This window comes from Actinacidiphila acidipaludis, assembly GCF_019890725.1.
In the GTDB taxonomy this organism is placed as follows: domain Bacteria; phylum Actinomycetota; class Actinomycetes; order Streptomycetales; family Streptomycetaceae; genus Actinacidiphila; species Actinacidiphila acidipaludis.
The window spans coordinates 1-23,911 of record NZ_JAINZZ010000086.1; the positions used below are offsets into that span (position 1 = coordinate 1).

Sequence of the window (23,911 nt, forward strand, 5' to 3'; positions counted from 1 at the left end):
GACCGGCATCCTCGGCGTCCTGGCCATCCTCACCGCACCCTTCGAACCCCTCGGCGCCATCTTCGCGGGGGCGGCCCTCGTCACCGGAGCCCTCGCCCTCTCCGCCCACGTTCTGGCCAAGCTCGCGGGCGCTGACGTCAGCTGGATGCAACTCGGGCTCGACGCCCTGGGAGTCCTCCCGGGGATAGGCTTGTTCGGCAAGGCTGCCAAGGTCGCGAAGGTCGCCGATGAGACGGCCCAGGCCGGAAAGGCAGCCGAGTTCGGCAAGGGGTTCGCCTACACCGTGGACAGGGGGCGGCAGGTCTTCGCGATGGGCGCGAAGAACGCGGAGGAGCTCACCGGCGGGGTGCGTTTCAAGAACATCGTCCTGTTCGGGTCGAAGGAGTTCGGATTCGTCAGCAAGGAGGGGAGCACCATCGCGAACCGACTTGCCAACGTGTCCAACAACGCGTATCACCAGGGCCAGTGGCTGGGAACGCGCGGGATCAAGCTCCTGACCTTCAACAAACTGAAGATCAACCCGCTCAGTGAGCTGTCCACCGGTTTCGACGCGGGCCTGAAGCTCCTCCCCAAAGTCATCTCCATCCCGCAGCACGTAGGCGAAGCCGTGCATCTCGGGGACCGTTTTCACGAAGCGACGGAAACGAAATGAGTGACGTCGACGCCAGGGTGAAGGACTGGACACCGAACCCCGGGGAGACCGTGCTGGCCCGTTCGCGTATCGACTACGCCACGGGTGCCGCCGCACAGGTCGCCGGCTCGCGGTGGTTCCGGAACACCGACCGCGAGGATGTCCAGGGCGAACTCCCCGGGTGGCCCGAGGGACCCGAGTACGTGCTGCACACGCCCTCACAGCAGGCGGCCCGGAAGACCGGCCGGTTCGCCCGGGTCGCGATCCCCGCTCTGCTCAACGCCGCCGCGGAGTTGTTCGGTGGCGCGGGATCGCCGTTCGGGAACCCCGAGATCCTCGGGAAACCCACTGAGCCCGAGAACGAGGTGACGGACTTCCCCGTCATGTGGGCGGCGCCGGGGACATTGGCGCGCACCTTCCCGTGGCAGCTCGACCCGGCCCGACGCGGCAAGGAGCACACCACCCACGTCGTCGTCACGGACCAGCGGTTCGTCCTGCTGGAGCAGGGTCCGACGGCGGAGCACGGCCCGGAAGTGCTGCAGAGCTACGCCCGCGACAGCGTGCAGGGTGTCGAGCAGATGGACTTCAGCACGGTGCGGCCCGACACCAGGATCCGGTTCGTCGACGGGTCGTGGGTGCGGGTGAGCCTGGTCGAGCACATCGAGGCGTTCCCGCACCTGAGGACACGGCCCGAGCTGCTCCGCGAGGACGAGCTGACCGGCGCCCAGCAGGACGCACTCGCCACCTTCCGGCAGCGGTGGGCCCCCTCCGAGGAACCTCCGCTGCTCATCCGTCGCGGCGGCTCCCACGTGCGCGTGGAACTCCGGGTCCCCGCGTCGCGCACCCGCTACGGCTACCTCACCCAGTCCCTCACGATGAACGCCGCCGGCGACCGCGAACTCCCCCCGACCGACGGCATGGAGGAACCCGGGCTGACGTGACCGAAGCGGGGGCTCAGCGGTTGATGGCCTGGATCTCCTGGACGGTCACCTGCTGCGGAAGGTCGAACACGCCGTTGTCCAAGTCGCCGTGGGTGCCTCCACTCCCCTTCCATTTGATTCTCCACGTGATGGTTGCCGTCAGGGTGTATGTCCCCTGTCCCGAGGACTTGCGGTAGGCCAGCCCGCAGGGGGGCACGACCGTGTTGCCGTCCGCGGCGGTGTACTTCTCGCCGATCGAACCGTCCTTGCTGATGGGGCAGTTGCCAGAGGACGGGAACAGGTCGGCGTTCGGAGTGCCGGCATCGAGATGAAGGCCCACCGGCGTCGCCGTCGTCGTCGCCCAGATACCCAATGAGTTCAACCGCGCGGTCACCGACACCGGAGGTATGTCGGCACTGTCCAGCCATGCCCAGATGTTCAGATTCACGGTCTGGGTGTGCAGCGCATTCGGCGACAAGGTCACCACTTTGTCCGGAATTCGAATGCGGTCGTACGCGGACTCGGCCAGGATCTCGGGAGTCACGACAGGACCGGGCGGCGGCGGATCACCCTTGAGCACCCAGTCGTCACGTTCCTGGAAACAGCTCAGCGACGCCGGGTCGGCGAGCCGGTTCGGGTTCACCTGACCGTTCCACCAGAAGCCCTTGTCGGCGTTGGCTATCTCGAAGTCTTTGTGGGGCTTTCCGTTCACGTAGTAATCCCGCTGACCGGAGACCCATTCGAAGCCGGGGGACCCCTCGGCCCACACAGACTCGCGCTCGGCCTTCAACTGCTCCGGTGTGGCCACGGGGGCCAGCCAGCACGGCGGCGGGGTCCAACCGGTGACCGCCCTGACCGGATGGCCCGGCGGTGGGTTGGCCGGCTCATAGGTGACGGCGAAGGCAGAGGCGTCGATATGGTGATTGTCCGACCCGCCGTGGTGGTCCTGCCCGGGAATCTCATTGGCCGAAGCGTTGACGGTCATCGAGAGGGAGACCGCCAGGCCCGCCACCAGTACACCGATCGTCCGCCTCAGACCTGGCATTGCTTGGCCCCCTCGATCACCGTGATCTGCGAAGACTGCCACACACCGTTGGAGTTCCCGTCCTTGACCAGAAGGACGTTGTACAGAATGAAGCTGTCGGCATTCGGGGCGCTGCGGATGACCTTTCCGGTCTTGACCACCTTGCTGAAGACCTTGCTCTGGTCACGGCAGAAGGTGAGGGTCGCCGAACCCGTGCGGACGATTTTCACGTTGGCGTCGTAGTAGTGGTCCTGCCCAGTGGGCGCATAACCACCGTCGACGTTCGCCTTGATCTGGTCGTGGGCGTAGCTCAGAGCATCGTCACGCGAGTAGAACTGGTAGGCCGGGTCCTTCAGATCGTCGTTCGCGCTCGCACGCTTGAGAGCCCTGATGTACTGCTCGCCGTCATTGAGCACCGCGTCCTTTGTCGCATCACCGGTCTTCGACCAGTCGAAGGTCATCGTCAGATCCTTCGGCAAGGCCGTCGACGGCCGCTTGACGGTGTCCGACGCGGTGGGGCTCGGGGCCGTGGTCGTCGGGGCCGCGCTCGTGGGCGTGGTCGCGGACGACGTGATCTTGTCCGAGCTGGACCCGCTCCCGCCGCAGGCGGTCAGCAGCAGGCCCGCGGACGCGGCGAGGGCGACAGCGATAGGCAGGGAAGTGCGGGTCACGTTGAGATCCCCCGTGAGTGGTCCGGCGTCCCGTGGACGCAGACGGTTCAGTACGGTGCCCCGACATTACCGGGACGCATGGTGCGCTTGTAGACGCATCCCACCAGCCGGTACCGGTCTGTAGCACACTTCACAGCCCCTTCACGCACCACCCGGAGACCCCGCGGAGAAACCCCTGTCCGACTCATCTCCGGCGTCTTCACCCACAGTTGACCACCGACTCTGCACCCTGTCGAATACGCCCGCGAATGTCCCGTGATCCTCCACGACCGGAATGCCCGACACCACTTATCAGATAGGCCGGGTCAGGACGTGCGAGAGTGCGTCCCGGGAGACGGGGGCATGACCGGGGTCCCCGGCAAAGGCTGACGGCTCCCCGGGGACCGGCTACGCCGCCAGCCCCGTCTCGTCCGCGCGGGGGCGCGGCGCCGCACTGTGGCCGTCGTGGACGGCCGGCCGCGCGGCGTGGACCAGGAAGGCCGCGCGCGTGCCGGCCAGACGGCGCGTCAGCGCGGTGAGCAGCGCCAGGCCCAACGGGGCCAGCAGCAGCACGGTCGCGGCGCCGAGCGCGAACCCGCCGATGACGTCGGTCGGGTACTGGACGCCCAGGTACACCCGGCAGAAGCCCTCGCCGAGCGCCAGCAGTATCCCGATCGTGCCGTAGACGCGGCTGACCATGAAGAGGCCGACCGCCACCGCTGAGATCAGCGCGGTGTGGGCGCTGACGAACGAGGAGCCGGTGGTGCCGTGGAGCAGCACGGTGATGCCGTCGTGCTCGGCGAACGGCCGGGGCCGCTGGACCAGCGTCCGGATCGGGAAGTTGAGCAGGACCGCGATTCCCGCCGCGACCAGCGCCCACAGGACGCCGGCCACCGCCGCGGGCGCGTCGGTCCGGCGGCTGCGGCGGGCCAGCCGCCACCAGCACCACGCGGCCAGCAGCGCGGTGAGGGCGATCAGGCCGTACTCGCCGAGGAATTCCACCGCGCGGTCGACGCCGCGCGGCGCCTGCTTGGCGAGATCGTTGATGCCGCGGAGCAGGTTGATGTCGGGGTTCGCGCTGTCGTTAGCGACCTCTGCCATGGCGGTGGTGCCCCTCACTGCGACTTGCTGCGACTTGCTCTTCGGACTCGGCTGGGCTGAGCTCGGCTCGTCTGCAACCTCCGTCGCTTGCGTCCCGCACCATTCTCTCCCGTACAACGGTCGACACGGTACGTAGCGTTCCGGTCTTCGCCATAAGATCACCGTGCCGTTATCCAAGGGTGACCAGCGGAGACGGACAAATCGCCGCCGAACGTCAACCCTTGGGCCAGAGGCTCACTTTGCGCACCCGTCACATCCGCCACGCCGACGCCGCCCACGAACGGGCCGCCACTCCCCCTGTCCCGATGGAAGCGACGGCCGCCCTGTCAGCGGTTGCCCCGGCCGGCGGCCCTCATGCCTTCGCGGGCGTCCCCGTCGTCGACGACGGTGTCCCCGTTGTCGACGGTGCCGTCGACGACGCCGTCGGCAGCGCCTGCGCGCCGTCCTGCGTCACCCGCGTCGCCCCGATGTAGTCCGGCGTGTCGATCTTGTCGAACCGGATCACGGCCCCGGTGTGCGGCGCGTCGATCATGTAGCCGCCGCCGACGTAGATCCCGACGTGGTGGATCGACCGCGGGTCGTTCAGGTCGTAGGCGAAGAAGACGAGGTCGCCCGGCAGGAGCTCGGCGCGGCTCGGGTGCGGTCCGGCGTTCCACTGGTCGTTGGCGACACGCGGCAGGCTGATGCCGACCGAGCGGTACGCGGCCTGCGTCAGACCCGAGCAGTCGAACCGCCCGTCCTGCTCCGGGGTGCCCTCGCCGCCCCACAGGTACTTCGTGCCCAGCCGCTGCTGCGCGTAGTAGATGGCCGCGGCCGCCTGCTGCGACGGCGCGACCGCGCTCACCGGCGCGGCGAAGCTCTTCTCCAGGGTGCGGATGATCCTGACGTAGTTCTGCGTCTCGCGGAACGGCGGGACGCCGCCGGCCTCGATCACCGCGTAGGCGCCGGCGTTGTACGACGCGAGCATGTTGTCGGTGACGTCCCCCGGCACGTTCTTCACATAGGACGCGAGGTCGCAGTCGTACGTCGCGGCCGAGGGGATGGCGTCCTGCGGGTCCCAGACGTCGGTTCTGCCGTCGCCGTTGCCGTCGATGCCGTGCGTGGCCCAGGTGCCGGGGATGAACTGCGCTATCCCCTGCGCCTGCGCGGCGCTCTGCGCGTGGGCGTTCCAGCCGCTCTCCTGGTAGAGCTGCGCGGCCAGCAGCGCGGGGTTGAGAGCCGGGCAGAGGTCGCCCCACTTCAGGATGAGGGGCTGGTATATCGACGGCACCGTACCCTTGGCGAGCGTGACCGCACCGGCGCCGTTCCGCAGTCCGGCCGCCGCCGAGAAGGTCCCGACCACGAGCAGGGCGAGAAAGGAAAGGAGCAGGCCCGCACCGGCCATGACGGTGAGCCAGACTTTCCGCGCCACGACCGGCCGCCTCCCTCGCGTACGTTGTCGTACGTTCCCATCGTTGCCCTACGGTTATGCTCGTGATACACAGAGTAGTCGTCTACGCCCTTCGAACACCGGTCCGCGCACCAGTGTGACGCCTGCGGGCCGGATCACACGGACGATCCGCCGAGAAAGTCGCTGAGTCGACATGCAACAGCCGGATCCTCCGTCAAACTGGTTACTGGCCCCTTGCGCCCCGGCGAGGGAGCCAACTGATCGAGCGGGGTGGTGAGTTACATGTTCCTGGCAGCGCCAAAGGGCGACATCAACACCATCATCGGTGGCATCGCCCCTGACTGGGGGCCCTTCGGGTCCCTGGGCAACGAAGCACGTGTGATGATCGAAGTGGTGATGGCGACGGCGATCCTGCTGTGCCTGGCCATCGCGATCTGGGGTGCCGCGAAACAGCGCATCGGCGCCACCGCGCTGCGCGACACCTTCAGTGCGGAGCAGGGCAAGGGACTGATCATCGCCGGGCTGACCGGCGTGTTCATCATCGGGTCGCTCGGCACGCTGTTCACCATCGTGTACGGGATGGCCGTCTAGCCTCGTTCGTGGCCCCCCACGGCCACCCGCGTCCTTTGCCGTCGTCCCCGAGCGTGTCCCCTTTGAACGTGTCGCCGAACTCGTCCCAGGACTTCGTCCACGGAGCCGGTCCCAGGCTCCACCTTCCCGACCGAGGCTGCGTGCTGATGCCCACTCAACCAAGCAGCGGTGCCGTCCGCGGCACACGCCGGTCCGGCGTGCCCGCGGCGCCCAGGACCCGGACGGCGGTCCCGCCGCCGCGGGGGGCGACCGCACCATGAGTCTCGGGCAGGACGGACCCCCGACCAGGACGCGGATGCCCGAGGGGCACGGCGGCGGGGCCGGCAGCCGGCGCCAGCCGCAGCCGCGGCGTGCGCTGGTGACGGTGGTGGGCATCGTGGTGCTGCTGATCGCGGCGATCGCGTTCGCCAACCGCGGCGGCGGCTCGGGCGGGCAGGACTCCGGCGGGAGCGCGGCGGGCGGTTCGGGCGGCGGGAAGGGCTCGGCGTCGTCGTCGGCCACCGCGGCGACCGGGGAACGGCCGGTGAGCGGCAAGAGCGCCGGGATTCCGTCGGGTTTCGCCCATACGGAGCAGGGGGCGCAGTCGGCGGCGGCGAATTACGCGGTGGCGCTGGGCGGGGTGGACATGTTCAACGCGGACCGCCGCCATACGATCATCTCCACGATCGCCGACAGCTCGGCCCTGACGTCCCTTCAGGCGGGTTTCGACCGCGACTACTCGCCGTCCTTCGCCACACACGTGGGGCTGACCGGTGACGGGCGGGCTCCCTCAGGGCAGACCTTCGTCAGCCGGACGCTGCCGGCGGGCGCCAAGGCCACCCGCTACGACGCCAAGACCGCCGACGTCGCCGTGTGGTGCTCGGGTCTCTTCGGCCTCGCGGGGCAGGGGTCGACCAAGCCCGTGACCAGCAACTGGTTCACGCTCTCCTTCAATCTGCGATGGAACGGCTCGGACTGGAAGGTCGTGCGGACCAGCCAGAGCCAAGGGCCCACGCCTGTGAGCGGGGACAACCCGGTATCCACCGCCGACGAGATCGCGGGCGCCGTTCAGGGGTTCGGAGGCTTCACCTATGCGCGCTAGCCGTCGTCTTCCGATGCTCCGGGTGTCGGCCCTCCTCGTCACGGTGCAGGCGTCCGTGTGGACACTCGCCGCGCGGGCGGCGGCTGATCCCTCGCCCACGCCGACCGGGGGCAGTCCCTCCCCCAGCCGGTCGAGTGATCCCTGCCGGCTCATCTCCGGGCCGGCCAAGGACTACTGCCGGAACGGCACCGACGGGAACACCCCCAAGGGCACCAACCCCACCGACTCCCTCGACCCCCTCACCTCCCTCGCCAAGGGCTGCGGTCAGGCCGCGTCGTGGACGATCGACAAGCTGTCGGCGGCGGTCACCAAGACGACGCAGGTGGACTTCACCAACGGCGCGTTCCTGCGGCAGTACGCCGTGGTGTTCGCGGCGTCGACGATCCTGACGCTGGTGCTGTGGCTGCTGGCGGTGGCCAAGCGCGCGGTGCGCGGCGTGCCGCTGACCGAGGCGCTGACCGAGGCCGTCGGGTTCCTGTGGCTGACGGTGCTGGCCTCCGCGTTCACCCCGCTGATCCTGTACACGGTGGTGTCGGCGACCGACGCGGTGACCGCCGTGGTGTCCTCGGGCACCAAGTCCGACACGCAGGTGTTCTTCGGGTCGTTCTCCGCCGCCCTCACCAAGGGCACCGACATCGGCGGCGGGCCGATCATGCTGATCGTGGTCTCGCTGGTGTCCGTGCTGGCGGCCGGCGTGCTGTGGCTGGAGCTGGTGATCCGCGCGGCCCTGCTGTACGTGGGCGCGCTGCTGGGCACCGCGGTCTACGCGGGCCTGGTCGACAAGAACATGTGGCACCACGTCAGGCGCTGGGCCGGGATCATGATCGCGGTCATCCTGGTCAAGCCGGTGATCGTCATCGTGCTGGGCCTGGCCGGGGCCCTGTCGTCCTCGGACAACGGGCCCGACGCGTTCTCCGCGGTCGTCTCGGGCCTGGCCATCATCCTGCTGGCGATCTTCGCGAGCTTCATGATCTACCGTTTCGTCCCGGGCTTCGGCGACGACGTCGTGAACCTGCGCAACAACCGCAAGGCGAGCGGGCAGTCCCAGACCGCGGCGGTGATCTCGTCGCCCGCCGCGCTCGTCAAGCAGGGCATCAAGGCGCACAGCTCGCGCGGGCCGCAGGAGCAGGCCCAGGGCGGCGGCGCCGGCCCGTCGAACCCGATGTCCGGGGGCATGGCCGCGCACGGCTCGCGCGGTGGCGGCGGACAGGACGCGGGGGGCAGGAGCAACAGCGGCGGCCCGATCAGCGGTTCTCCTTATCGTTCCGGTCCCGGCGGGAGCCGCGGATCCGGATCAGGCTCGACCCACGGCTCCACGCCGGGACAAGGAGGTGATCGCCGGTGACGACCCAGCCGTTCGCTCAGCCGCGCCGTACGTATCTGATCGGCAAGGCTCGGCCCAACGCGATCGTCGGCAAGAACCGGGAGACCGGCGAGATCGCGCTGATCATCGTCGGCGCCGGCCTGGGCATGCTGTCGGGCCTGCTCGTCCCGGTGCTGCTGCTGCGCATCGTCGGCCTGGTGGGCTGGCCGCTGCTGGCGCTGGCCGCGGTGTACATGCCGTACCGGCGGCGGACGTTCTACCGCTGGTTCGAGATCAACCGGAACTACCGCCGCACGGTGCGGACCACTCCCGCCTACCGTTCGGGTGTGCAGGAGGCGGGCACGCGCCTGGACGGGCGCGAGGTCGAGGTCGGGCCGCCGCCGGGGATCGGCCGGATCACCTGGCTCACCGCACCGTTCGGCCCGGACGAGATCGCGGTGCTGCTGCACGTCGACCGGCGCACGGTCACCGCGGCGATCGAGATCGAGGGCCCGGGCGTGGGTCTGCGCGACAGCGAGGACCAGGAGGCGCTGGTCGAGCGGTTCGGCACGCTGCTCAAGCACGTGGCCAACGGCGACGGCTTCGTGACGCGCCTTCAGATGCTGGCCCGCACCCTGCCCGCCGACCCGGACGCGCACGCCAAGGACGTCGCGCAGCGCGGCGACCCGGGCGCCGGCAAGTGGCTCAAGGACTCCTACGACCAGTTGCAGTCGATGGTGTCGACGTCCTCGGAGCAGCACCGCGCCTACCTGGTGGCGTGCATGCACTTCACCCGCGAGCTGGCCGCCGAGGGCCACGCGCTGGCCCGGGCGACCACCAACCGCGGCACGAAGGTCGACAAGGACGCGGGTCTGGCCGCGGTGATGGCGCGTGAGCTGAACGACATCTGCGCCCGTCTGGCCGAGGCGGACATCCGGGTGCGCCAGCCGCTCGGCCAGGCCCGCCTGGCGTCGCTGGTGCACTCGATGTACGACCCGGACCACCCGATCGACCACATCCAGGCGATGACCCGCCGCAACGCCTGGCCGGCCGAACTCGACGCCACCGAACCGACGTTCCTCCAGGCCAAGACGCGGGAGTCGACGACCCGGGCGCCCTGGCACCACGCCACCGCGTGGGTCAAGGAGTGGCCGATGACGCCGGTCGGCGTGAACTTCCTGGCGCCGCTGCTGGTGCACACTCCGGACGTGATCCGTACCGTGGCGGTGACGATGGACCTCGAGCCCACGGATGTGGCGATCGAACGCATGCTGACCGAGAAGACCAACGACGACGCCGAGGCCAGCCGCGCCGCGAAGATGAACCGCGTGGTGGACCCGCGGGACGTGGCCCAGCACGGCCGCGTCGACCAGCGCGGCGAGGACCTGGCGAGCGGTGCGGCCGGGGTGAACCTCGTCGGGTACATCACGGTCTCCGCGCGCTCCGCGGATGCGCTGGCGCGCGACAAGCGCACCATCCGCGCTTCCGCCGGTAAGTCGTATTTGAAGCTCGAGTGGTGCGATCGTGAGCACCACCGGGCATTCGTCAATACGTTGCCGTTCGCGACCGGCATCCGCCGCTAGCCGAGGAGGCCACCGCCATGCCCATGCTGGACCCGCTCGCAGCGATCACGGACGCCTTCACCAGCTTCCTGTTCGGCCGGGTGGAGACCACGCGGCTGCCGGTCCGCACCTCCACCGGGCAGGCGCAGGCCGTCTACCTGCCCACGGCCGCGCCCGGCCTGGGCGACTCCGGCGTCATCATCGGCCGGGAGGTGTACTCCGGCAAGGGCTACATCTACGACCCCTTCCAGCTCTACGGCCAGCAGCTCCCCGCCCCGCACTGGCTGGTGCTGGGCGAGTCCGGCAACGGCAAGTCGGCGCTGGAGAAGACCTATGTGCTGCGCCAGCTGCGGTTCCGTGACCGGCAGGTCGTGGTGCTGGACGCGCAGGGCGAGGACGGCGTCGGCGAGTGGAACCTGATCGCGAAGGCGATGGGTCTCACCCCGATCCGGCTGGACCCGATGGCGGCACTGGACGGCGGGATCAAGCTCAACCCGCTGGACCCGGCGATCACCGTCACCGGGCAGCTCGCGCTGCTGCGCACGATCATCGAGGTCGCGATGGGCCGCGGCCTGGACGAGCGGTCCGGGTTCGCGCTGAAGGTCGCGCACGCCTATGTGGCGGAGACGGTGACGGACCGGCAGCCGATCCTGACCGACATCGTGGAGCGGCTGCGGCACCCGCTGGCGGAGTCCGCCGAGGCGATGAACGTCGACCTGGACGACGTGCGGGCCTGGGGCCTGGACGTCGCGCTGGTGCTGGACCGGCTGGTCGACGGTGACCTGCGGGGGATGTTCGACGGCCCGACGAGCGTGGGCATCGACCTGGACTCGCCGCTGATCGTCTTCGACCTCTCGCACATCGACCGCAACTCGATCGCGATGCCGATCCTGATGGCGATCGTCGGCGTGTGGCTGGAGCACACCTGGATCCGACCGGACCGGAAGAAACGCATCTTCCTGGTCGAGGAGGCCTGGCACATCATCAACTCGCCCTTCGTGGCGCAGTTGTTCCAGCGGCTGCTGAAGTTCGGCCGCCGGCTGGGTCTGTCCTTCGTCGCGGTCGTGCACCACCTGTCGGACGTGGTGGACGGCGCGGCGGCCAAGGAGGCGGCGGCGATCCTGAAGATGGCCTCGACCCGCACGATCTACGCCCAGAAGGCCGACGAGGCGAGAGCCACCGGCCGGGTGCTGGGCCTGCCGCGCTGGGCCGTGGAGATCATCCCGACGCTCACCCCGGGCATCGCGGTGTGGGACGTCAACGGCAACGTCCAGGTGGTCAAGCACCTGATCACCGAGGCCGAACGGCCGCTGGTCTTCACCGACCGCGCGATGACCGAGTCGTCCGCCGACCGCTCGGCGGACCTGGAGGCCGAGGCGGAGGCCGAGGCCCGGGCGGAGGCGCACGCCGCGGCCCAGGTCGCCCTGGCCAAGCAAATGGCCGACGACGCGGTGGCATGACGTCATGGCGCGGAGGAAGGACCAGCCGGGCGGGCTGCCCGACGGCCTGATCGTCGCCGTCATCGGTCTGCTGCTGGGTGTCACGCTGCTGGTGTGGACGGCGACGGGGATCTCCGGGCTGTTCGCGCACGGCTCCTGGCCCTCGGACGTGCACTTCACCCGCACTCCGGTGGCCATGCGCTCGCTGGTCGCCGATCCGCACGACATGCCCGCCGCGTGGCCGGGCGCGCGGGCCGGTGAACTGTCCGGATCCGGGCTGTTCTGGGGCGTGTTCATCAGCCAGATCCTCGTGTTGATCGTGCTCGCCGTGTGGGTGCTGGGGGTGGTCTCCCGGCTGCGCAACGGCGGTCGCGACCGCGGGCGGCGGCCGGCCAGGACCGCGGCCCGCGGGCGGCAGCAGGCCGCCGAGTTCTTCGAGGAGCCGGAGGAGGACGCGCCGGAGCCGGCACCGGTGCCGCGCCCGCGCGCCGGCGCCGCGGCGGCCAGGGACGCCGCGGCAGCCAAGGACGACGCGAGCCTGGACGCCTGGTTCCGCACCGTGCCGCAGGCCACGCCCCCCGGTACCCGCGACGACGCCCCCACCTCCGAACTGACGCCGGTCGGCGGGGAGTCGGCACCGGCCGGTGCGACGACCGGCGCCGCGGCGACCGGCGCGGCGGAACCCGCGGCGAACCACGGCGACCGGCACGCCGCCGCTCTCGCCGGCTGCGAAGTGACGCGCACCTACGTGCTGTTCGCGGACGCCCGCAGCGACAAGGCCAAGCGGGTCGTCCAGCCCGCCGTCCTCGCCGCCGAGGGCCCGGTGGTGGTCACGACCGCCGACCCCGACACCTACCAGCAGACCGTCGGCAACCGCGCCAAGCTCGGCCCGGTCCACGTCTACGACCCGGGTCATCTCCTGGACGTGCCCGGGCGGTTGCGCTGGGCGCCGCACGACGGCTGCGCGGACCCGAGGACGGCCGGCATACGGTCGGCGGCGCTGCTCGCGCCGCTGCGCACCGCCCGCGCCGACGAGGCGATCGTCCATGACACCGCGGCCACGCTGCTGCGCTGCTGGCTGCACGCCGCGGCCGTGGACGGGCAGCCGTTCCGGCAGATCCACCGCTGGGCGGCCGGCGGGGCCGCGGCCGGGGAGGCGGTACGGATCCTGCGCACCGACACCGGCGCCGCCTCCGGCTGGAGCGGCGAGCTGGAGTCCGTGGTGCACGCCCATCCCGAACGCCGCGACGCCGCCCAGGCGTTGATCCGCCGCGTCCTGGAGCCGCTGAACGCCGTCCACTTCCGCGACGCCTGCAATCCGGGCCGGAACGGGGGCCTGGACCTGGAATCGTTCGCCTCGGAACGGGGAACGCTTTATGTGGTGGGCGAGCGGATCGAGGATCCCCGGTCCCACCCGGGTGCGATGCCGCTGCTGACCGCACTCGTCTCGTGCGTGGTCGAGCACGGCCGGCGCATGGCCGCAGGGTCATCCGCCGGTCGGCTCGACCCACCACTGACCTTCCTGCTGGACGACGTCGCCGCCCTCGCGCCGCTGCCTGAGCTGCCGGAGCTGCTGTCCACCGGGCACGCGGCGGGCCTGCCGACGCTGGCCGTCGTGCGCTCGCCCGAACAGGCCCTCGCCCGCTGGCGGGCCCCGCTGTGGCAGGCCGCCGACCTCCGCCTCGTCCTGGGCGCCGAGACCGCCGCGGCCCTCCCGCCGTCCGTCCCGGACGCCGTGCGGCTGCCGTAGGGCTCGGGGGCCTCGGGGGCCTCGGGGGCCGTCCAAAATGGGGCGGTGATCAGCGCCGCGGGGGCGCGACCGAGTCGCGCAGGACGATGTGGGTCCCCAGCACGTGGCGCTTCTGGGTGGTGGCCCGGCCCGGTGACGCCGCCGCGGCCTCGGCCAGCGCCAGCCGCACCGTCTCCCGTCCCAGCTCGTACGCGGGGATGTTGACGGTGGTCAGCGGCGGGTTGAGGTCCTGCGCGAGCGCGTCGTTGTTGTAGCCGACGACCGAGATGTCGCCGGGGGTGCGCAGCCCGAACTCGCGCATCGCGGCCATCGCGCCGGCCGCGGCCTGGTCGTCGCCGGCGAAGACCGCGGTGAAGTCCGGGCGGCCGCCGCAGTCGGTGAGGATCTGCCGCATCGCGTCGTAGCCGTGGGTGCGGCCGAGGCCGTAGCCGAGGACGCGCTGCGCGGACGGCGGCAGGCCGTGGTCGGCGAGCGCCCGCCGGTACCCGGCGATCCGCGGCTCCACGGTGGAGTAGCCGGGCATCACGCCCAGGTACAGGATGTCGCGGTGCCCGGCCGACAGCAGATGACTGACGACCGCGTACGCGCCGGCCTCGTTGTCGTACTCCACGACCAGCACCGGCGTGTCCGGGCCGGGCGCGGGCCGCCCGCACAGCACCAGCCGGGAGCCGGCCGCCGCCAGGCCGTGCGCGTACTCCGTCAGCCGGGCCCGGTAGCGCTCGTCCTCGACGGCGCCGCCGACCAGAACCACGAACTCGGCCCGCTGCTCGCGCATCATCTGGACCAGGGCCAGTTCGCGGGCCTCGTCGCCGCCGTGGCTGCACACCAGGCACAGCCGGCCGCGGGCGGCGGCCTCCTGCTCCACGCCCTGGGCCACGTTGGCGTAGAAGGGGCTGTCCACCGACATCACGATGACCGCGACGGTCTTCGGGCCGGTGCCGGCCAGCGCGCGGGCCCGGCCGTCGATGACGTAGTCGAGGTCCTTGACCGCCCGCAGCACCTTGGCGCGGGCGGCGGCCGACGTCGGGTAGTTGCCGGCCAGCACCCGGGAGACGGTGGCCACCGAGACGCCCGCCCGGCCCGCGACGTCGCGGATGGTGACGCGGCGCGCGCCGGGCTCCGGGACGGCGCCCGGACCCGTGGTGCCGGCCGTGCCCGGTCCTGGTGAGTTGTCCGCCATCCCCGCCATCCGAAGGTTCTCGTCCCCGCCCCACGCCGCCGCCCAGCGTAGTGGCTGACCCGGTGGGCGGCGGTGCGGGTGCGCGTCAGTGACTGCCGGCGTACGCCTGCGCGTACTCCTCGGCGATCGTGTCGAGGCCCTGGTCGCGCATCTGCCGGACCGCGTCGTCCCAGGCGCTCAGCGGCTTGCGGCCCGCGACCACCGCGCCGATGGCGTCGGTGCGCAGGGTGTCGATGTTCGCGCCGACCCGGGTGTTGGTCTCCGACTGCAGCCCGAACCGCGGATTGCGCACCAGCATCGGGCCCACCGTGGTCTGCCAGGCGTGGTTGCGCTTGACCGCCTCCGGGTTGCCCGGCAGGTACAGCACCTGCGGGGCGTCGCACAGGTACTTGATCGGCAGGTTGACGGTGTTCTCGACCTGGCCCAGCGCGGTGGGGATGGGCGAGCCCTGCCCGTCACGGGTGAAGTGGGTTCCCTCGACGCCGAAGTGCGTGAGCTCGTACTCCTTGGTGCCGAACGGCGCCGCCAGGTAGTCCAGCACCCGCAGGATCAGTTTGATCCGGTCGGGCGTGGCCTTCTTCAGCACCGTGTACCCGAAGATGCCGCGGGCGCGGTCCATGCCCGCTTTCCCGCCGCCGGCCGGGGCGTAGGGCACCATGGCGTCGAGGGTGAACGCGCCCTTGATGCTCGGGATGCTGGTGGTCAGCGCGCCGAAGCCGTCGGGCATCGAGGCCACGGTGCCGTTGTAGAACATCGTCTTGCAGTCGACCGTCGAGGTGCCCAGCACGTTCGGCTGGTACAGCCCCGCCTGGCGCAGCTTGAGCATGAACGCGATGCCGGCCCGGTACTCGTCGGTGGTGTAGGCGCTGACGAACTTCCCGCCGTCGACCTTCCACTCCTGCGGGGCGCCGAAGGCGGTGGTGTGCACGTCGGTGCCGAACAGCAGCGGCTGGGACGAGCCGAGGCCGTACTTCCGGCCGTGGGTGGCGGCCTTGGCGACGGCCATGAAGTCGTCGGAGGTCCAGCCGTCCTTCATCCCGGCGGCGGTGAACACGTCGTTGTTGATCCACAGGCAGTTACCGGGGGCCGAGCGCTGCACCGGCACGCCGTAGATCCTCCCGCCGATGCGGCCCATGTCCTGCCAGGCGTAGGTGGGCAGGTTCGCCAGGTTCGGGTACGCCCTGATCGCGTCGCCGGACACGTACGCGGACAGGTCCGCGCACTTGGCGGCGACGAACTCGGCCTCGCGGGGCAGGGTGTGGCCGCCGCCGAGGTTGATGACGTCCGGCAGGTCGTCGCCGGCCATCATCGTCGCCATCTTCGTCATGTAGTCGGAGTCGGGCACCACGGTGAACTCGATGTCGACGCCCAGGGCCTCGTTGACCGCGGCCCAGAACTTGTTGGACGAGGCGGGCTTGGGCGGCGTGCCGTAGGTGATGGTCATCACCTTGATCGTCTGGCCGGTGCCGGGCTTGTCGTGGACCGCGCTCACCAGGTTCTTGGGATAGGTGAGGTAGCCGGGCTGGATGCCGTCGGCGGTGCCGGGCAGGTCGGCGGGGGGACCGGAGAACGGCACGTAGGACGGCCAGGGCGCCAGGGTCTTGCCCACGTTGCTGACGTCGTGCCGGGCCGCCGGGGACGAGCAGGCGGTCAGCAGGGACGGGGCGGCCACGGCGGCGCCACCTGCGGCGATCGAGCGCAGCAAGGTACGCCGCGAGAACGACGAGGTACTCACGGGGGTCCTTTCTTGGGGAGGGTGTCGGCTCAGCTCTTGACGGCGCCGGTCAGCACGCCCTTGGTGAAGTACTTCTGCAGGAAGGGGTAGACCAGGAGGATCGGGACCGTGGCCACCACCAGCACCGCCATCTGGATCGTCTGCGGCGCGGCCACCGCGCTCGCGTCGCCCGCGCCGGTGTCCGCGAGCTGCGCGCCGCCGATGACGTAGGTGCGCAGCACCTGCTGCAGCGGCCAGTGGTCGCTGTCGAGGTAGATCGACGCGTAGAACCAGGCGTTCCAGTAGCTGACGGAGTAGAACAGCCCGACGACAGCCAGTGCCGCCTTGGACAGCGGCAGCACGATCCGCCGCAGGATCAGCCACTCCCCCGCGCCGTCCAGCCGCGCCGCCTCGTGCAGCTCCTCCGGCACCGACTGGAAGAAGCCGCGCAGCACCACCAGGTTGAAGACGTTGAGCAGGAACGGCGCGATCAGGGACGCGTAGCTGTTCAGCAGGTGCATGCTCTTGACCAGCAGGAAGCTGGGGATCATGCCGGGCGGGAAGAGGAAGGTGAACAGGACCAGCAGCAGGACCGGCTTCCCGCCGAACAGGTCCCGCCGGCTGAGCGCGTAGGCCAGGCCGATCGTGCAGGCCAGACTCGCCGCGGTGCCGACGAGCGTCACCCCGGCGCTGACCCACAGCGCGTGGCCGACGATGCCGCCGTCGAAGATCTCCCGGTAGGCGCGCAGCGTCGGGTGCTGGGGCCACAGCACCCAGCCGCCGCCGTCGATCACCTCGCGGTCGGAGGCGAACGACGTCGAGACGATGATCAGGAACGGCACCAGCACCAGCAGGACCACCACCGCCAGGGCAACGCCCTTGGCCGCCTGCGTCAGCGGCCGCGGCTTCTCCATCCACGCCGGCCGCACCCCCGCCGCGCTCATGCGTAGACCCCCTGTTCCCCGAGCCGGTGCGCCACCTTGTTGGCCGCGAACACCAGGACGGCGCCCACGACGCCCTTGAACAGCCCGGCCGCGGCGGCGTATCCGTAGTCGCCCTGCACCAGGCCGCGCTGCCACACGAGCGTGTCGATGATCTCGGCGGCGTCCGGGCCGACCGACGCGCGCTGCAGCAGCATCTGCTCGAAGCCGACCGACAGGATGTCGCCGAGCCGCATGATCAGCAGCAGCACGATGATCGGCCGGAGCGAGGGCAGCGTGACGTGCCAGAACCGGCGCCACGGGCCCGCGCCGTCGATCGCGGCGGCCTCGTACTGCTGCTCGTCGACCTGGGCGAGGGCGGCGAGGAAGATGATCGTTCCCCAGCCGCAGTCCTTCCAGATCACCTGCGCGACCACCAGGGGCTTGAAGGCGGCCGGGTTGCCGATGACGTCCACCGTGTGCAGATGCGCGTCGCCGAGCACGTTGTTGAGCAACCCCGCCTCGCCGAGCACCTGCTGGAAGACCGCGACGACGATCACCCACGACAGGAAGTGCGGCAGGTAGGCCACGGACTGCACGAAGCGCCGCACCGAGTCCCGGGTCAGGCTGTGCAGCAGCATCGCCAGCGCGATCGGCACCGGGAAGAAGAAGACCAGCTGCAGCAGCGCTATCCACAGGGTGTTGACGACGGCGTGCCAGAACGCGTCGTCGGCGAGGACGGCCTGGAAGTTCGACAGCCCGACCCACTGGCTGGCCCACAGTCCGTCGAAGGGCACGTAGTCCTTGAACGCGATGACGTTGCCCGCCATCGCGCCGTAGTGGAACACCACGAAGTACGCCACACCCGGCGCCGCCAGCAGCAGCAGGACCGCGTCCCTGCGCAACCGTTTGCGACGGGATCCGCGGGCGGCGCGGCCCGCGGATCTCGGGTCTGCGGACGCGCCGGCCGCGCCTGTACGGCCGGTGGCGTCCCGTTCGGCAATCGCCATCGCGTCCTCCTCGACGCTCAAGGTGGCACGGAAACTAAACCGGTTACTACGACAGGTCAACCCCTCCCGCACCACAAGTGCGCCGCGGGCACCCCCGGTTCAGCCCGGCATCCACGGGGACCACGCCCGGCCTGCGCGCCAGTCCCATCGTTGACGTGCGGGGATCCCGGGCCTAGTCTCCTCGCGAGGATGTAACCGATTACGCGCAGAGATGTAAGGGGCAGACATGGCGGAGCGTCCGAAGCTGGTGCTGGCGATGCGCCCGGACATCCTGGACCTGGTCCTTCCCGCACCGCTGCGCACCCGGCTCGACGCCCTCGCGGACGTCCACCCGGCCGTGCTCACCCGCTGGGACGACGCCCCCGCCGCACTCGCCTCGGCCGACGTCCTGCTCACCGGCTGGGGCAGCCCGCTCATCGACGCCGCCGCCCTGGACCGGGCCCCGAAGCTCGCCGCCGTCATCCACGCCGCCGGCAGCGTCAAGGGCCATGTCCGGCCCGAGGTCTGGGACCGCGGCATCGCCGTGTCCTCCGCGGCCGACGCCAACGCGGCCCCGGTCATCGAGTTCACCCTGGCCACCGTCTGGCTCGCGGCCCGCCGCACCCTGGGGGCCGCCGCCGCCTACGGCCATGGCCACGTCCCCGACTTCGCCGGGCGGCACGGTGCCGACGGCGCGACGGTCGGCGTCATCGGCGCCTCCCGGATCGGCCGCGGGGTCGTCGCCCGCCTCGCCGCCGCCCCCGCCGGCTTCCGCGTGCTGCTCGCCGACCCCTACGTGTCCCGGGCCGAGGCCGACCGGCTCGGCGTCGAACTCGTCACCCCCGACGAGCTGTTCCGCCGCAGCGACATCGTCACCGTGCACGCTCCCGACCTGCCCGAGACCCACCACCTCGTCGACGCGCGCCGGCTCGGCCTCCTGCACGACGGCGCCGCCGTCATCAACACCGCCCGCGGCCGGCTCGTGGACACCGAGGCGCTCACCCGCGAGTGCGCCGCCGGCCGGCTCGACGCCTACCTCGACGTCACCGAACCCGAGCCGCTGCCGGCCGGGCACCCCCTGCACCGCCTCCCCAACGTCCTGCTCACCCCGCACATCGCCGGCTGCCAGGGCACCGAGGTGCGGCGCCTGGGCGCCTACGCGGTGGACGAGGTCGAACGCTGGCTGCGCGGCGAACCGCTGCTCGGCGCGGTGCGGGCGGGAGATCTGGCGCGGATCGCCTGAGCCGCGGCCGCCGCGTCCCGGGGCGGGCTCTCACTCCCTGACGCCTCTTCCCGCGCCGGGCTCGAACACGCATACTGACCCGACGCGCAGGGTGCGCCCGACCAGCGGGGGGAGCAGCGTGATATCCGAACCGGAGCTGACGGGCGGGGTCGCCTGGGCGCCCGCGCCCGCTCCCCCGCGTGACGCCACCGGCCGTACCCCCGCGCCCCGGCATGTCACCGGGGAGGTCCCGCCCGCCGGCGACCTGGTCGCCGGCTCCGGTCCCGATCCGGTTCCTCGACGGCGCCCGCCCCGGCACTGGGTCTGGGCCCTGGGCGGCGCGGTGGCCGCGTCCGCCGTGTGGTCCGCCGGGGTCGCCGCCTGGGACCCGGCCCGCGGCACGCCGGACCTGCGCGGTTACCACATGACGGCCGCCCCCTGCGCGGGGCACGACCTCAAGCCGCTGTTCGACGCCACGCCGGGACGCGCCTTCTCCGCCGACCCCTCCGACACCCTGTGGGGCAGCGCGCTGGACTCGACCGAGTGCTCAGCCGAGAACCTCGGCCGCGCGCACGGCGGCACGCCCTACGCCTACAGCGCCGCGCTGTCGATCGAACTGCACAAGAAGACCGATCCGCGGCCGGAGTTCGACGACCGGCACCGGACCGCCCTGCCGTCGGTCAGCAAGGTCGAGACCGTGCCCGGCCTCGGCGACGAGGCCTACCTGATGGACGTCGAACCCGACACGCTCCAACTCGACGTGCTCGACGGCGGGGCGGTGATCAGCCTCGCCTTCTCCGTCCACGCGGCGCCCACGGACGTCACGCCCCACCCCGACGGCAGCGCCCGGCCCACGCCGCAGGTCCCCGGCCAGTACCGGTCCCAACTGGTCGCCGCCGTCCGCAACGTGATGGCGGACATGCGGGCGCTCCCCCAGCCGGCGGTCCGCCGCACTCCCTAGCCTCGGTCCGGCCGGCCGGTCATCCCCCAGGACCGCCTGTCGTCTCTCGGGGCCGCCCGTCATCCCCAGGGCCGCACGTCGCCGCGGCGGAGGGACCGGGGCAGGCCGAAGCGGGAGAGCACGCCGGTGTCGACGAAGCGGGTCATCGCCGCCACCCGCTCCCCCCGCAGCGTCAGCACCAGCACCCCGTGGGCGTGCAGGATCGGGGTCCGCGGATCCCGCAGATAGGCCCCGAACGCCGGCTGGCCGTTCGCCCGCGTCGGCACCAGCACATAACGGCGCCGGTCCCGCAGCGCGATCGTGGACAGGAAGTGCCCGACCGCCGCATGGCCCTGGTACTCCAGCGGCAGCGGCGGCATCGTCAGCCATACGTCGTCCGTCAGCAGGTCCAGCACCGCGTCCACGTCGCCGCGTTCGAAGGCCCGCGCGAACTCCTCGACGATCCGCCGCTCCACCGGCGAGTCCGGCAGCGGCGCCCGGTCCCTGTCGGCCTCCGGCATCTCCGCCGCCAGGGTGACCCGGGCCCGCCGCAGCGCGCTGGCGACCGCGGTCTCGGTGGAGTCCAGCATGTCCGCGACCTCCGCGGCCCGGAACCCCAGCACATCCCGCAGCACCAGCACCGCCCGCTGCCGCGGCGGCAGTTGCTGCAACGCCACCAGGAACGCCAGCGAGACGGACTCACGCATCTCGTACCGTGCCTCAGGACCGGGCGTCCGGTCCGGCAGCTCCTCCAGCAGCACATCCGGGTACGGCTCCAGCCACGTCGGTTCGCCGCGCCGTCGGGTCGGTTCTGGCAACGGGACCTCCACAGGCGGGGCTACCCGGTCCTGGGGCCTGCGGGCACTGTCCCGCAGGGCGTTCAGGCAGCGGTTGGTCGCGATCCGGTACAGCCACGAACGCACCGACGCCCGGCCCTCGAACCCGGCGAGCCCCCGCCAGGCCGCCAGCAGCGTCTCCTGCAGCAGGTCCTCGGCGTCCTGCACCGAGCCGAGGATGCGGTAGCAGTGCACCTGGAGCTCGTGCCGGTAGGGGTCGGTGAGCCGCCGGAACGCCTCGCCGTCCCCCGAACGGGCCAGTGCCAGCGTCTCCTGGTCCTCGGTCGCATCCATGCCGGGGCTCCTTGCCTGGGCTCTCGGGTCACGCTGCCCTGCTCGGGGCCGGACCACACCGTCTCGCACTGGTTGAGACACCTCCCGCGCCCGAAAGTGTTCGGTCCCGCGCCGCCCGGATCGGTCCTTCCGCCCTTCCGGCGCCGAGCGCCCGATTCCGCCCAGCGCCGAGCGCCCGATTCCGCCCCCGTCCGGTGTCCCTACGAAGGACGGCAGGACACGACGACGACAGCGCGCCCACGGCGGGCTCGGGAGGTCTCCATGAACACCACCGGCAGGGGCGCGGGTTCCCTTCGACCGGCACGTCATCTTCAACCGCCACGTCATCGCCCGGGCCCGGGGGCCGGGGGGTCGGCCGGCGCGCAGGCGCAGTGGTTCCCCACGGCGCAACAGCGTTGGGTCCTCGCGCTGACCTCCCTCGGCTCCTTCGTGGTCATCCTCGACATGCTCGTCGTCGCCACCGCGCTCACCGCGATCCAACGCGACCTGCACGCGTCGATGGCCGACCTGGAGTGGACGGTCAACGCCTACACGCTCAGCTTCGCGGTCCTGCTGATGACCGGCGCCTCCCTCGGCGACCGCTTCGGGCGGCGCCGGCTGTTCGCGGCCGGCCTGGCCCTGTTCTCGCTCGCCTCCGCCGGCTGCGCGCTGGCGCCCGACGCCACGACGCTCATCGCCGCCCGGGCGGTGCAGGGAGCCGGGGCGGCGACCATCATCCCCGTCGCGCTCGGCCTGCTCAACGGCGCGTTCCCGCCCGAGCGACGCGGCTGGGCCCTCGGCATCTACGGCAGCGTGACCGGGCTGGCGGCGCTGCTCGGGCCGATCCTCGGCGGGGCACTCACCCAGGGCCTCAGCTGGCAGTGGATCTTCTGGCTCAACGTCCCGCTGGGCCTCAGCGCGATCCCGTTCGTGCTGCGCCGCGTCGACGAGGCCTTCGGGCAGCGCACCGGCCTGGACCTGCCGGGACTGCTGCTGTTCTCGCTCGGTGCCGTCGGGCTGGTCTGGGGGCTGGTCCGGGCCGACGCGGCCGGCTGGGGCAGCGCCGAGGTCGTCGGGACGCTCACGGCCGGCGCGGTGTTCGCCGCCCTCTTCCTCCGCCGGGAGGGGCGGGCGCGAACGCCCATGCTGCCGCTGCGGCTGTTCCGCTCGCGAGCGTTCTCGGCCGGCAACGCGGTCGTCCTGCTGCTCAACGCCTCGATGACCGGGGCCGTCGTCTTCATGACCCAGTACCGCAAGTCGCCCAGTCGCACGGTCCGTTGGCGGCCGGGGTGCGGATGCTGCCGTGGGGCGTCGCACCGTTCCTCGTCGCCCCGCGGGCCGGCGCGCTCGCCGACCGTGTCGGCGAGCGACCGCTGGTCGCCGTCGGCATGGTCCTCCAGACGGCGGGCATGGGATGGATCGCCCTGGTCGCCACCGCGCACGCCTCGTACGCGTCCCTCGTCGCCCCGATGATCGTGAGCGGGATCGGCTTCTCCCTCGCCATTCCCGCGGTGACCAAGGCGGTGATCAGCACGAGTGCGCCCGCGGACATCGGCACGGCGTCCGGGGCCTACAGCACGACGCGGCAGCTCGGCGGCGCGTTCGGCGTCGCCGTCCCAGGCGCGGCCTTCGCGGCCACGGGGTCGTATCTCTCCTCGACGGCTTTCAGCGACGGGTTCCGCACAGCGATGGGTGTCATCGCCGGGCTGGCGCTGGCCGGGGCGGCCGCGGGAGTGCTGCTGCCCCGCCGGCCGGGACGTGTGCCGGCCGTCCAGGCGCACGACGCCGGACACGAGGCCGGAGCGGTGACGGCTCAGGAGACCGGCGGTCGAGCGCCCCTCGTCAGCGCCCACTCGAACTCCGTCATGCCCGGGTCCAGCGGGGACGCCATCGACTCGCCGGTCGGGACGAAGCCGAGCCGCCGGTAGAACGCCTGGGCACGGGAATTCTTCTCGTGCACCCAGAGGTGGAGACGGTCGGCGCGGTCCCAGGTCCAGGCGATCGCCGCGGCGAAGAGCTTCTCGGCCACGCCGGTGCCGCGGACAGCCGGGACGACATAGACCGCGTTGACACTGAGGTAGTCGGGGCGTTCGATCACGACGACCGCCATGCCCACCCACGCGTCAGGGCCGGTCCCGTCGCCGCGGACCGCGACGAACTGCTGAGCTCCGTCACCCGACGCCCGCCGGCGCCATTCCTCGTCGGTCATGGCCGACTCCTCGGCGTGTGTCCGTGCGAAGGCGAAGGGCGCCGCCGGGTCCTGGAGCGCGGCCAGGCGCAGGGTCCGGCTCTCCCGCCACTCGGCCGGCTCCACCGGCCGTATCTCGTACCGCATGGACCGACGGTACAACGCAAAAAAGCCCGGGTCCCCCGATTTAAATCGGGGGACCCGGGC

20 protein-coding genes and 2 pseudogenes are annotated in these 23,911 nt (G+C 71.5%); 12 read left to right on the top strand and 10 right to left on the bottom strand.

All coding sequences use genetic code 11. From position 1 onward, the window contains the following. Both K7862_RS34780 and K7862_RS34785 read left to right on the top strand, forming a co-directional pair. Positions 1 to 652 (top strand): annotated as a pseudogene (locus tag K7862_RS34780) (hypothetical protein); the annotation flags it as partial. After that, a complete protein-coding gene (locus K7862_RS34785) occupies positions 649 to 1,572 on the top strand; it encodes a hypothetical protein (RefSeq protein ID WP_222969349.1) in 924 nt (307 codons plus the stop codon). The pseudogene K7862_RS34780 and the gene K7862_RS34785, both read left to right, overlap by 4 nt. A 13-nt stretch (positions 1,573 to 1,585) precedes the next feature. Here the strand turns inward: K7862_RS34785 and K7862_RS34790 are convergent, their stop codons facing one another. From K7862_RS34790 to K7862_RS34805, 4 genes are all read right to left on the bottom strand, one after another. Next, on the bottom strand, positions 1,586 to 2,563 hold the full coding sequence (locus K7862_RS34790; RefSeq protein WP_222969351.1) for a hypothetical protein: 978 nt from the start codon (positions 2,561 to 2,563) through the stop codon (positions 1,586 to 1,588). Positions 2,564 to 2,583: 20 nt separating this feature from the next. Next, positions 2,584 to 3,246: a hypothetical protein gene (locus K7862_RS34795; protein ID WP_222969353.1), complete on the bottom strand. Its 663-nt coding sequence runs from the start codon at positions 3,244 to 3,246 to the stop codon at positions 2,584 to 2,586. A gap of 387 nt (positions 3,247 to 3,633) precedes the next feature. Continuing rightward, on the bottom strand, positions 3,634 to 4,326 hold the full coding sequence (locus K7862_RS34800; RefSeq protein ID WP_222969355.1) for a phosphatase PAP2 family protein: 693 nt from the start codon (positions 4,324 to 4,326) through the stop codon (positions 3,634 to 3,636). Between the two features lie 352 nt (positions 4,327 to 4,678). Next, positions 4,679 to 5,710 (bottom strand): C40 family peptidase, encoded by a 1,032-nt coding sequence (locus K7862_RS34805; RefSeq protein WP_222969379.1) that lies wholly within the window; start codon positions 5,708 to 5,710, stop codon positions 4,679 to 4,681. 288 nt (positions 5,711 to 5,998) lie between these two features. Here K7862_RS34805 and K7862_RS34810 point away from each other — a divergent pair, with 288 nt between their 5' ends. From K7862_RS34810 to K7862_RS34835, 6 genes are all read left to right on the top strand, one after another. Further along, positions 5,999 to 6,307, top strand: a complete 309-nt coding sequence (locus tag K7862_RS34810; protein ID WP_222969357.1) for a DUF8827 family protein — start codon at positions 5,999 to 6,001, stop codon at positions 6,305 to 6,307. Positions 6,308 to 6,563: 256 nt separating this feature from the next. Then, positions 6,564 to 7,388 carry a DUF8175 domain-containg protein gene (locus K7862_RS34815; RefSeq protein ID WP_222969359.1) on the top strand — a complete coding sequence of 275 codons (825 nt, stop codon included), beginning with the start codon at positions 6,564 to 6,566 and terminating at the stop codon, positions 7,386 to 7,388. Continuing rightward, complete coding sequence (locus K7862_RS34820; RefSeq protein WP_222969361.1) at positions 7,378 to 8,733, top strand: hypothetical protein; 1,356 nt, start codon at positions 7,378 to 7,380, stop codon at positions 8,731 to 8,733. Before K7862_RS34815 ends, K7862_RS34820 begins: the two co-directional genes overlap by 11 nt. Beyond that, complete coding sequence (locus tag K7862_RS34825) at positions 8,730 to 10,274, top strand: SCO6880 family protein (RefSeq protein WP_222969363.1); 1,545 nt, start codon at positions 8,730 to 8,732, stop codon at positions 10,272 to 10,274. Before K7862_RS34820 ends, K7862_RS34825 begins: the two co-directional genes overlap by 4 nt. A gap of 23 nt (positions 10,275 to 10,297) precedes the next feature. Beyond that, positions 10,298 to 11,713, top strand: coding sequence for an ATP-binding protein (locus K7862_RS34830; RefSeq protein WP_222969382.1), 1,416 nt, complete (start codon positions 10,298 to 10,300; stop codon positions 11,711 to 11,713). A 4-nt stretch (positions 11,714 to 11,717) separates the two neighbouring features. Beyond that, positions 11,718 to 13,442 (top strand): type IV secretory system conjugative DNA transfer family protein, encoded by a 1,725-nt coding sequence (locus tag K7862_RS34835; RefSeq protein ID WP_222969365.1) that lies wholly within the window; start codon positions 11,718 to 11,720, stop codon positions 13,440 to 13,442. Between the two features lie 49 nt (positions 13,443 to 13,491). Here the strand turns inward: K7862_RS34835 and K7862_RS34840 are convergent, their stop codons facing one another. The 4 genes from K7862_RS34840 to K7862_RS34855 form a co-directional block, all read right to left on the bottom strand. Then, positions 13,492 to 14,622, bottom strand: a complete 1,131-nt coding sequence (locus K7862_RS34840; protein ID WP_222969367.1) for a LacI family DNA-binding transcriptional regulator — start codon at positions 14,620 to 14,622, stop codon at positions 13,492 to 13,494. Positions 14,623 to 14,707: 85 nt separating this feature from the next. Further along, the gene (locus tag K7862_RS34845; RefSeq protein ID WP_222969369.1) at positions 14,708 to 16,357 is read right to left on the bottom strand and encodes an extracellular solute-binding protein; all 1,650 of its coding nucleotides are present in this window, start codon (positions 16,355 to 16,357) and stop codon (positions 14,708 to 14,710) included. Between the two features lie 29 nt (positions 16,358 to 16,386). Beyond that, complete coding sequence (locus tag K7862_RS34850; RefSeq protein ID WP_262414272.1) at positions 16,387 to 17,280, bottom strand: carbohydrate ABC transporter permease; 894 nt, start codon at positions 17,278 to 17,280, stop codon at positions 16,387 to 16,389. Further along, the gene (locus K7862_RS34855) at positions 17,277 to 18,266 is read right to left on the bottom strand and encodes an ABC transporter permease (RefSeq protein ID WP_222969371.1); all 990 of its coding nucleotides are present in this window, start codon (positions 18,264 to 18,266) and stop codon (positions 17,277 to 17,279) included. Before K7862_RS34855 ends, K7862_RS34850 begins: the two co-directional genes overlap by 4 nt. Before the next feature lie 226 nt (positions 18,267 to 18,492). Between K7862_RS34855 and K7862_RS34860 the strand changes: the two genes are divergently transcribed. Continuing rightward, the gene (locus K7862_RS34860) at positions 18,493 to 19,488 is read left to right on the top strand and encodes a hydroxyacid dehydrogenase (protein WP_262414273.1); all 996 of its coding nucleotides are present in this window, start codon (positions 18,493 to 18,495) and stop codon (positions 19,486 to 19,488) included. Between the two features lie 118 nt (positions 19,489 to 19,606). Further along, positions 19,607 to 20,428, top strand: a complete 822-nt coding sequence (locus tag K7862_RS34865; protein WP_222969373.1) for a hypothetical protein — start codon at positions 19,607 to 19,609, stop codon at positions 20,426 to 20,428. Positions 20,429 to 20,487: 59 nt separating this feature from the next. Here the strand turns inward: K7862_RS34865 and K7862_RS34870 are convergent, their stop codons facing one another. Continuing rightward, positions 20,488 to 21,537, bottom strand: coding sequence for a sigma-70 family RNA polymerase sigma factor (locus K7862_RS34870; protein WP_222969375.1), 1,050 nt, complete (start codon positions 21,535 to 21,537; stop codon positions 20,488 to 20,490). A gap of 444 nt (positions 21,538 to 21,981) precedes the next feature. Here K7862_RS34870 and K7862_RS38065 point away from each other — a divergent pair. Both K7862_RS38065 and K7862_RS38070 read left to right on the top strand, forming a co-directional pair. Next, positions 21,982 to 22,752 (top strand): annotated as a pseudogene (locus K7862_RS38065) (MFS transporter); the annotation flags it as partial. Positions 22,753 to 22,811: 59 nt separating this feature from the next. Next, complete coding sequence (locus K7862_RS38070; RefSeq protein WP_262414274.1) at positions 22,812 to 23,444, top strand: MFS transporter; 633 nt, start codon at positions 22,812 to 22,814, stop codon at positions 23,442 to 23,444. On the opposite strand, the gene K7862_RS34880 is transcribed toward K7862_RS38070, so the two are convergent. After that, a complete protein-coding gene (locus K7862_RS34880) occupies positions 23,330 to 23,851 on the bottom strand; it encodes a GNAT family N-acetyltransferase (protein WP_222969377.1) in 522 nt (173 codons plus the stop codon). The two genes, K7862_RS38070 and K7862_RS34880, sit on opposite strands and share 115 nt — an antisense overlap. Positions 23,852 to 23,911: the final 60 nt, after the last annotated feature.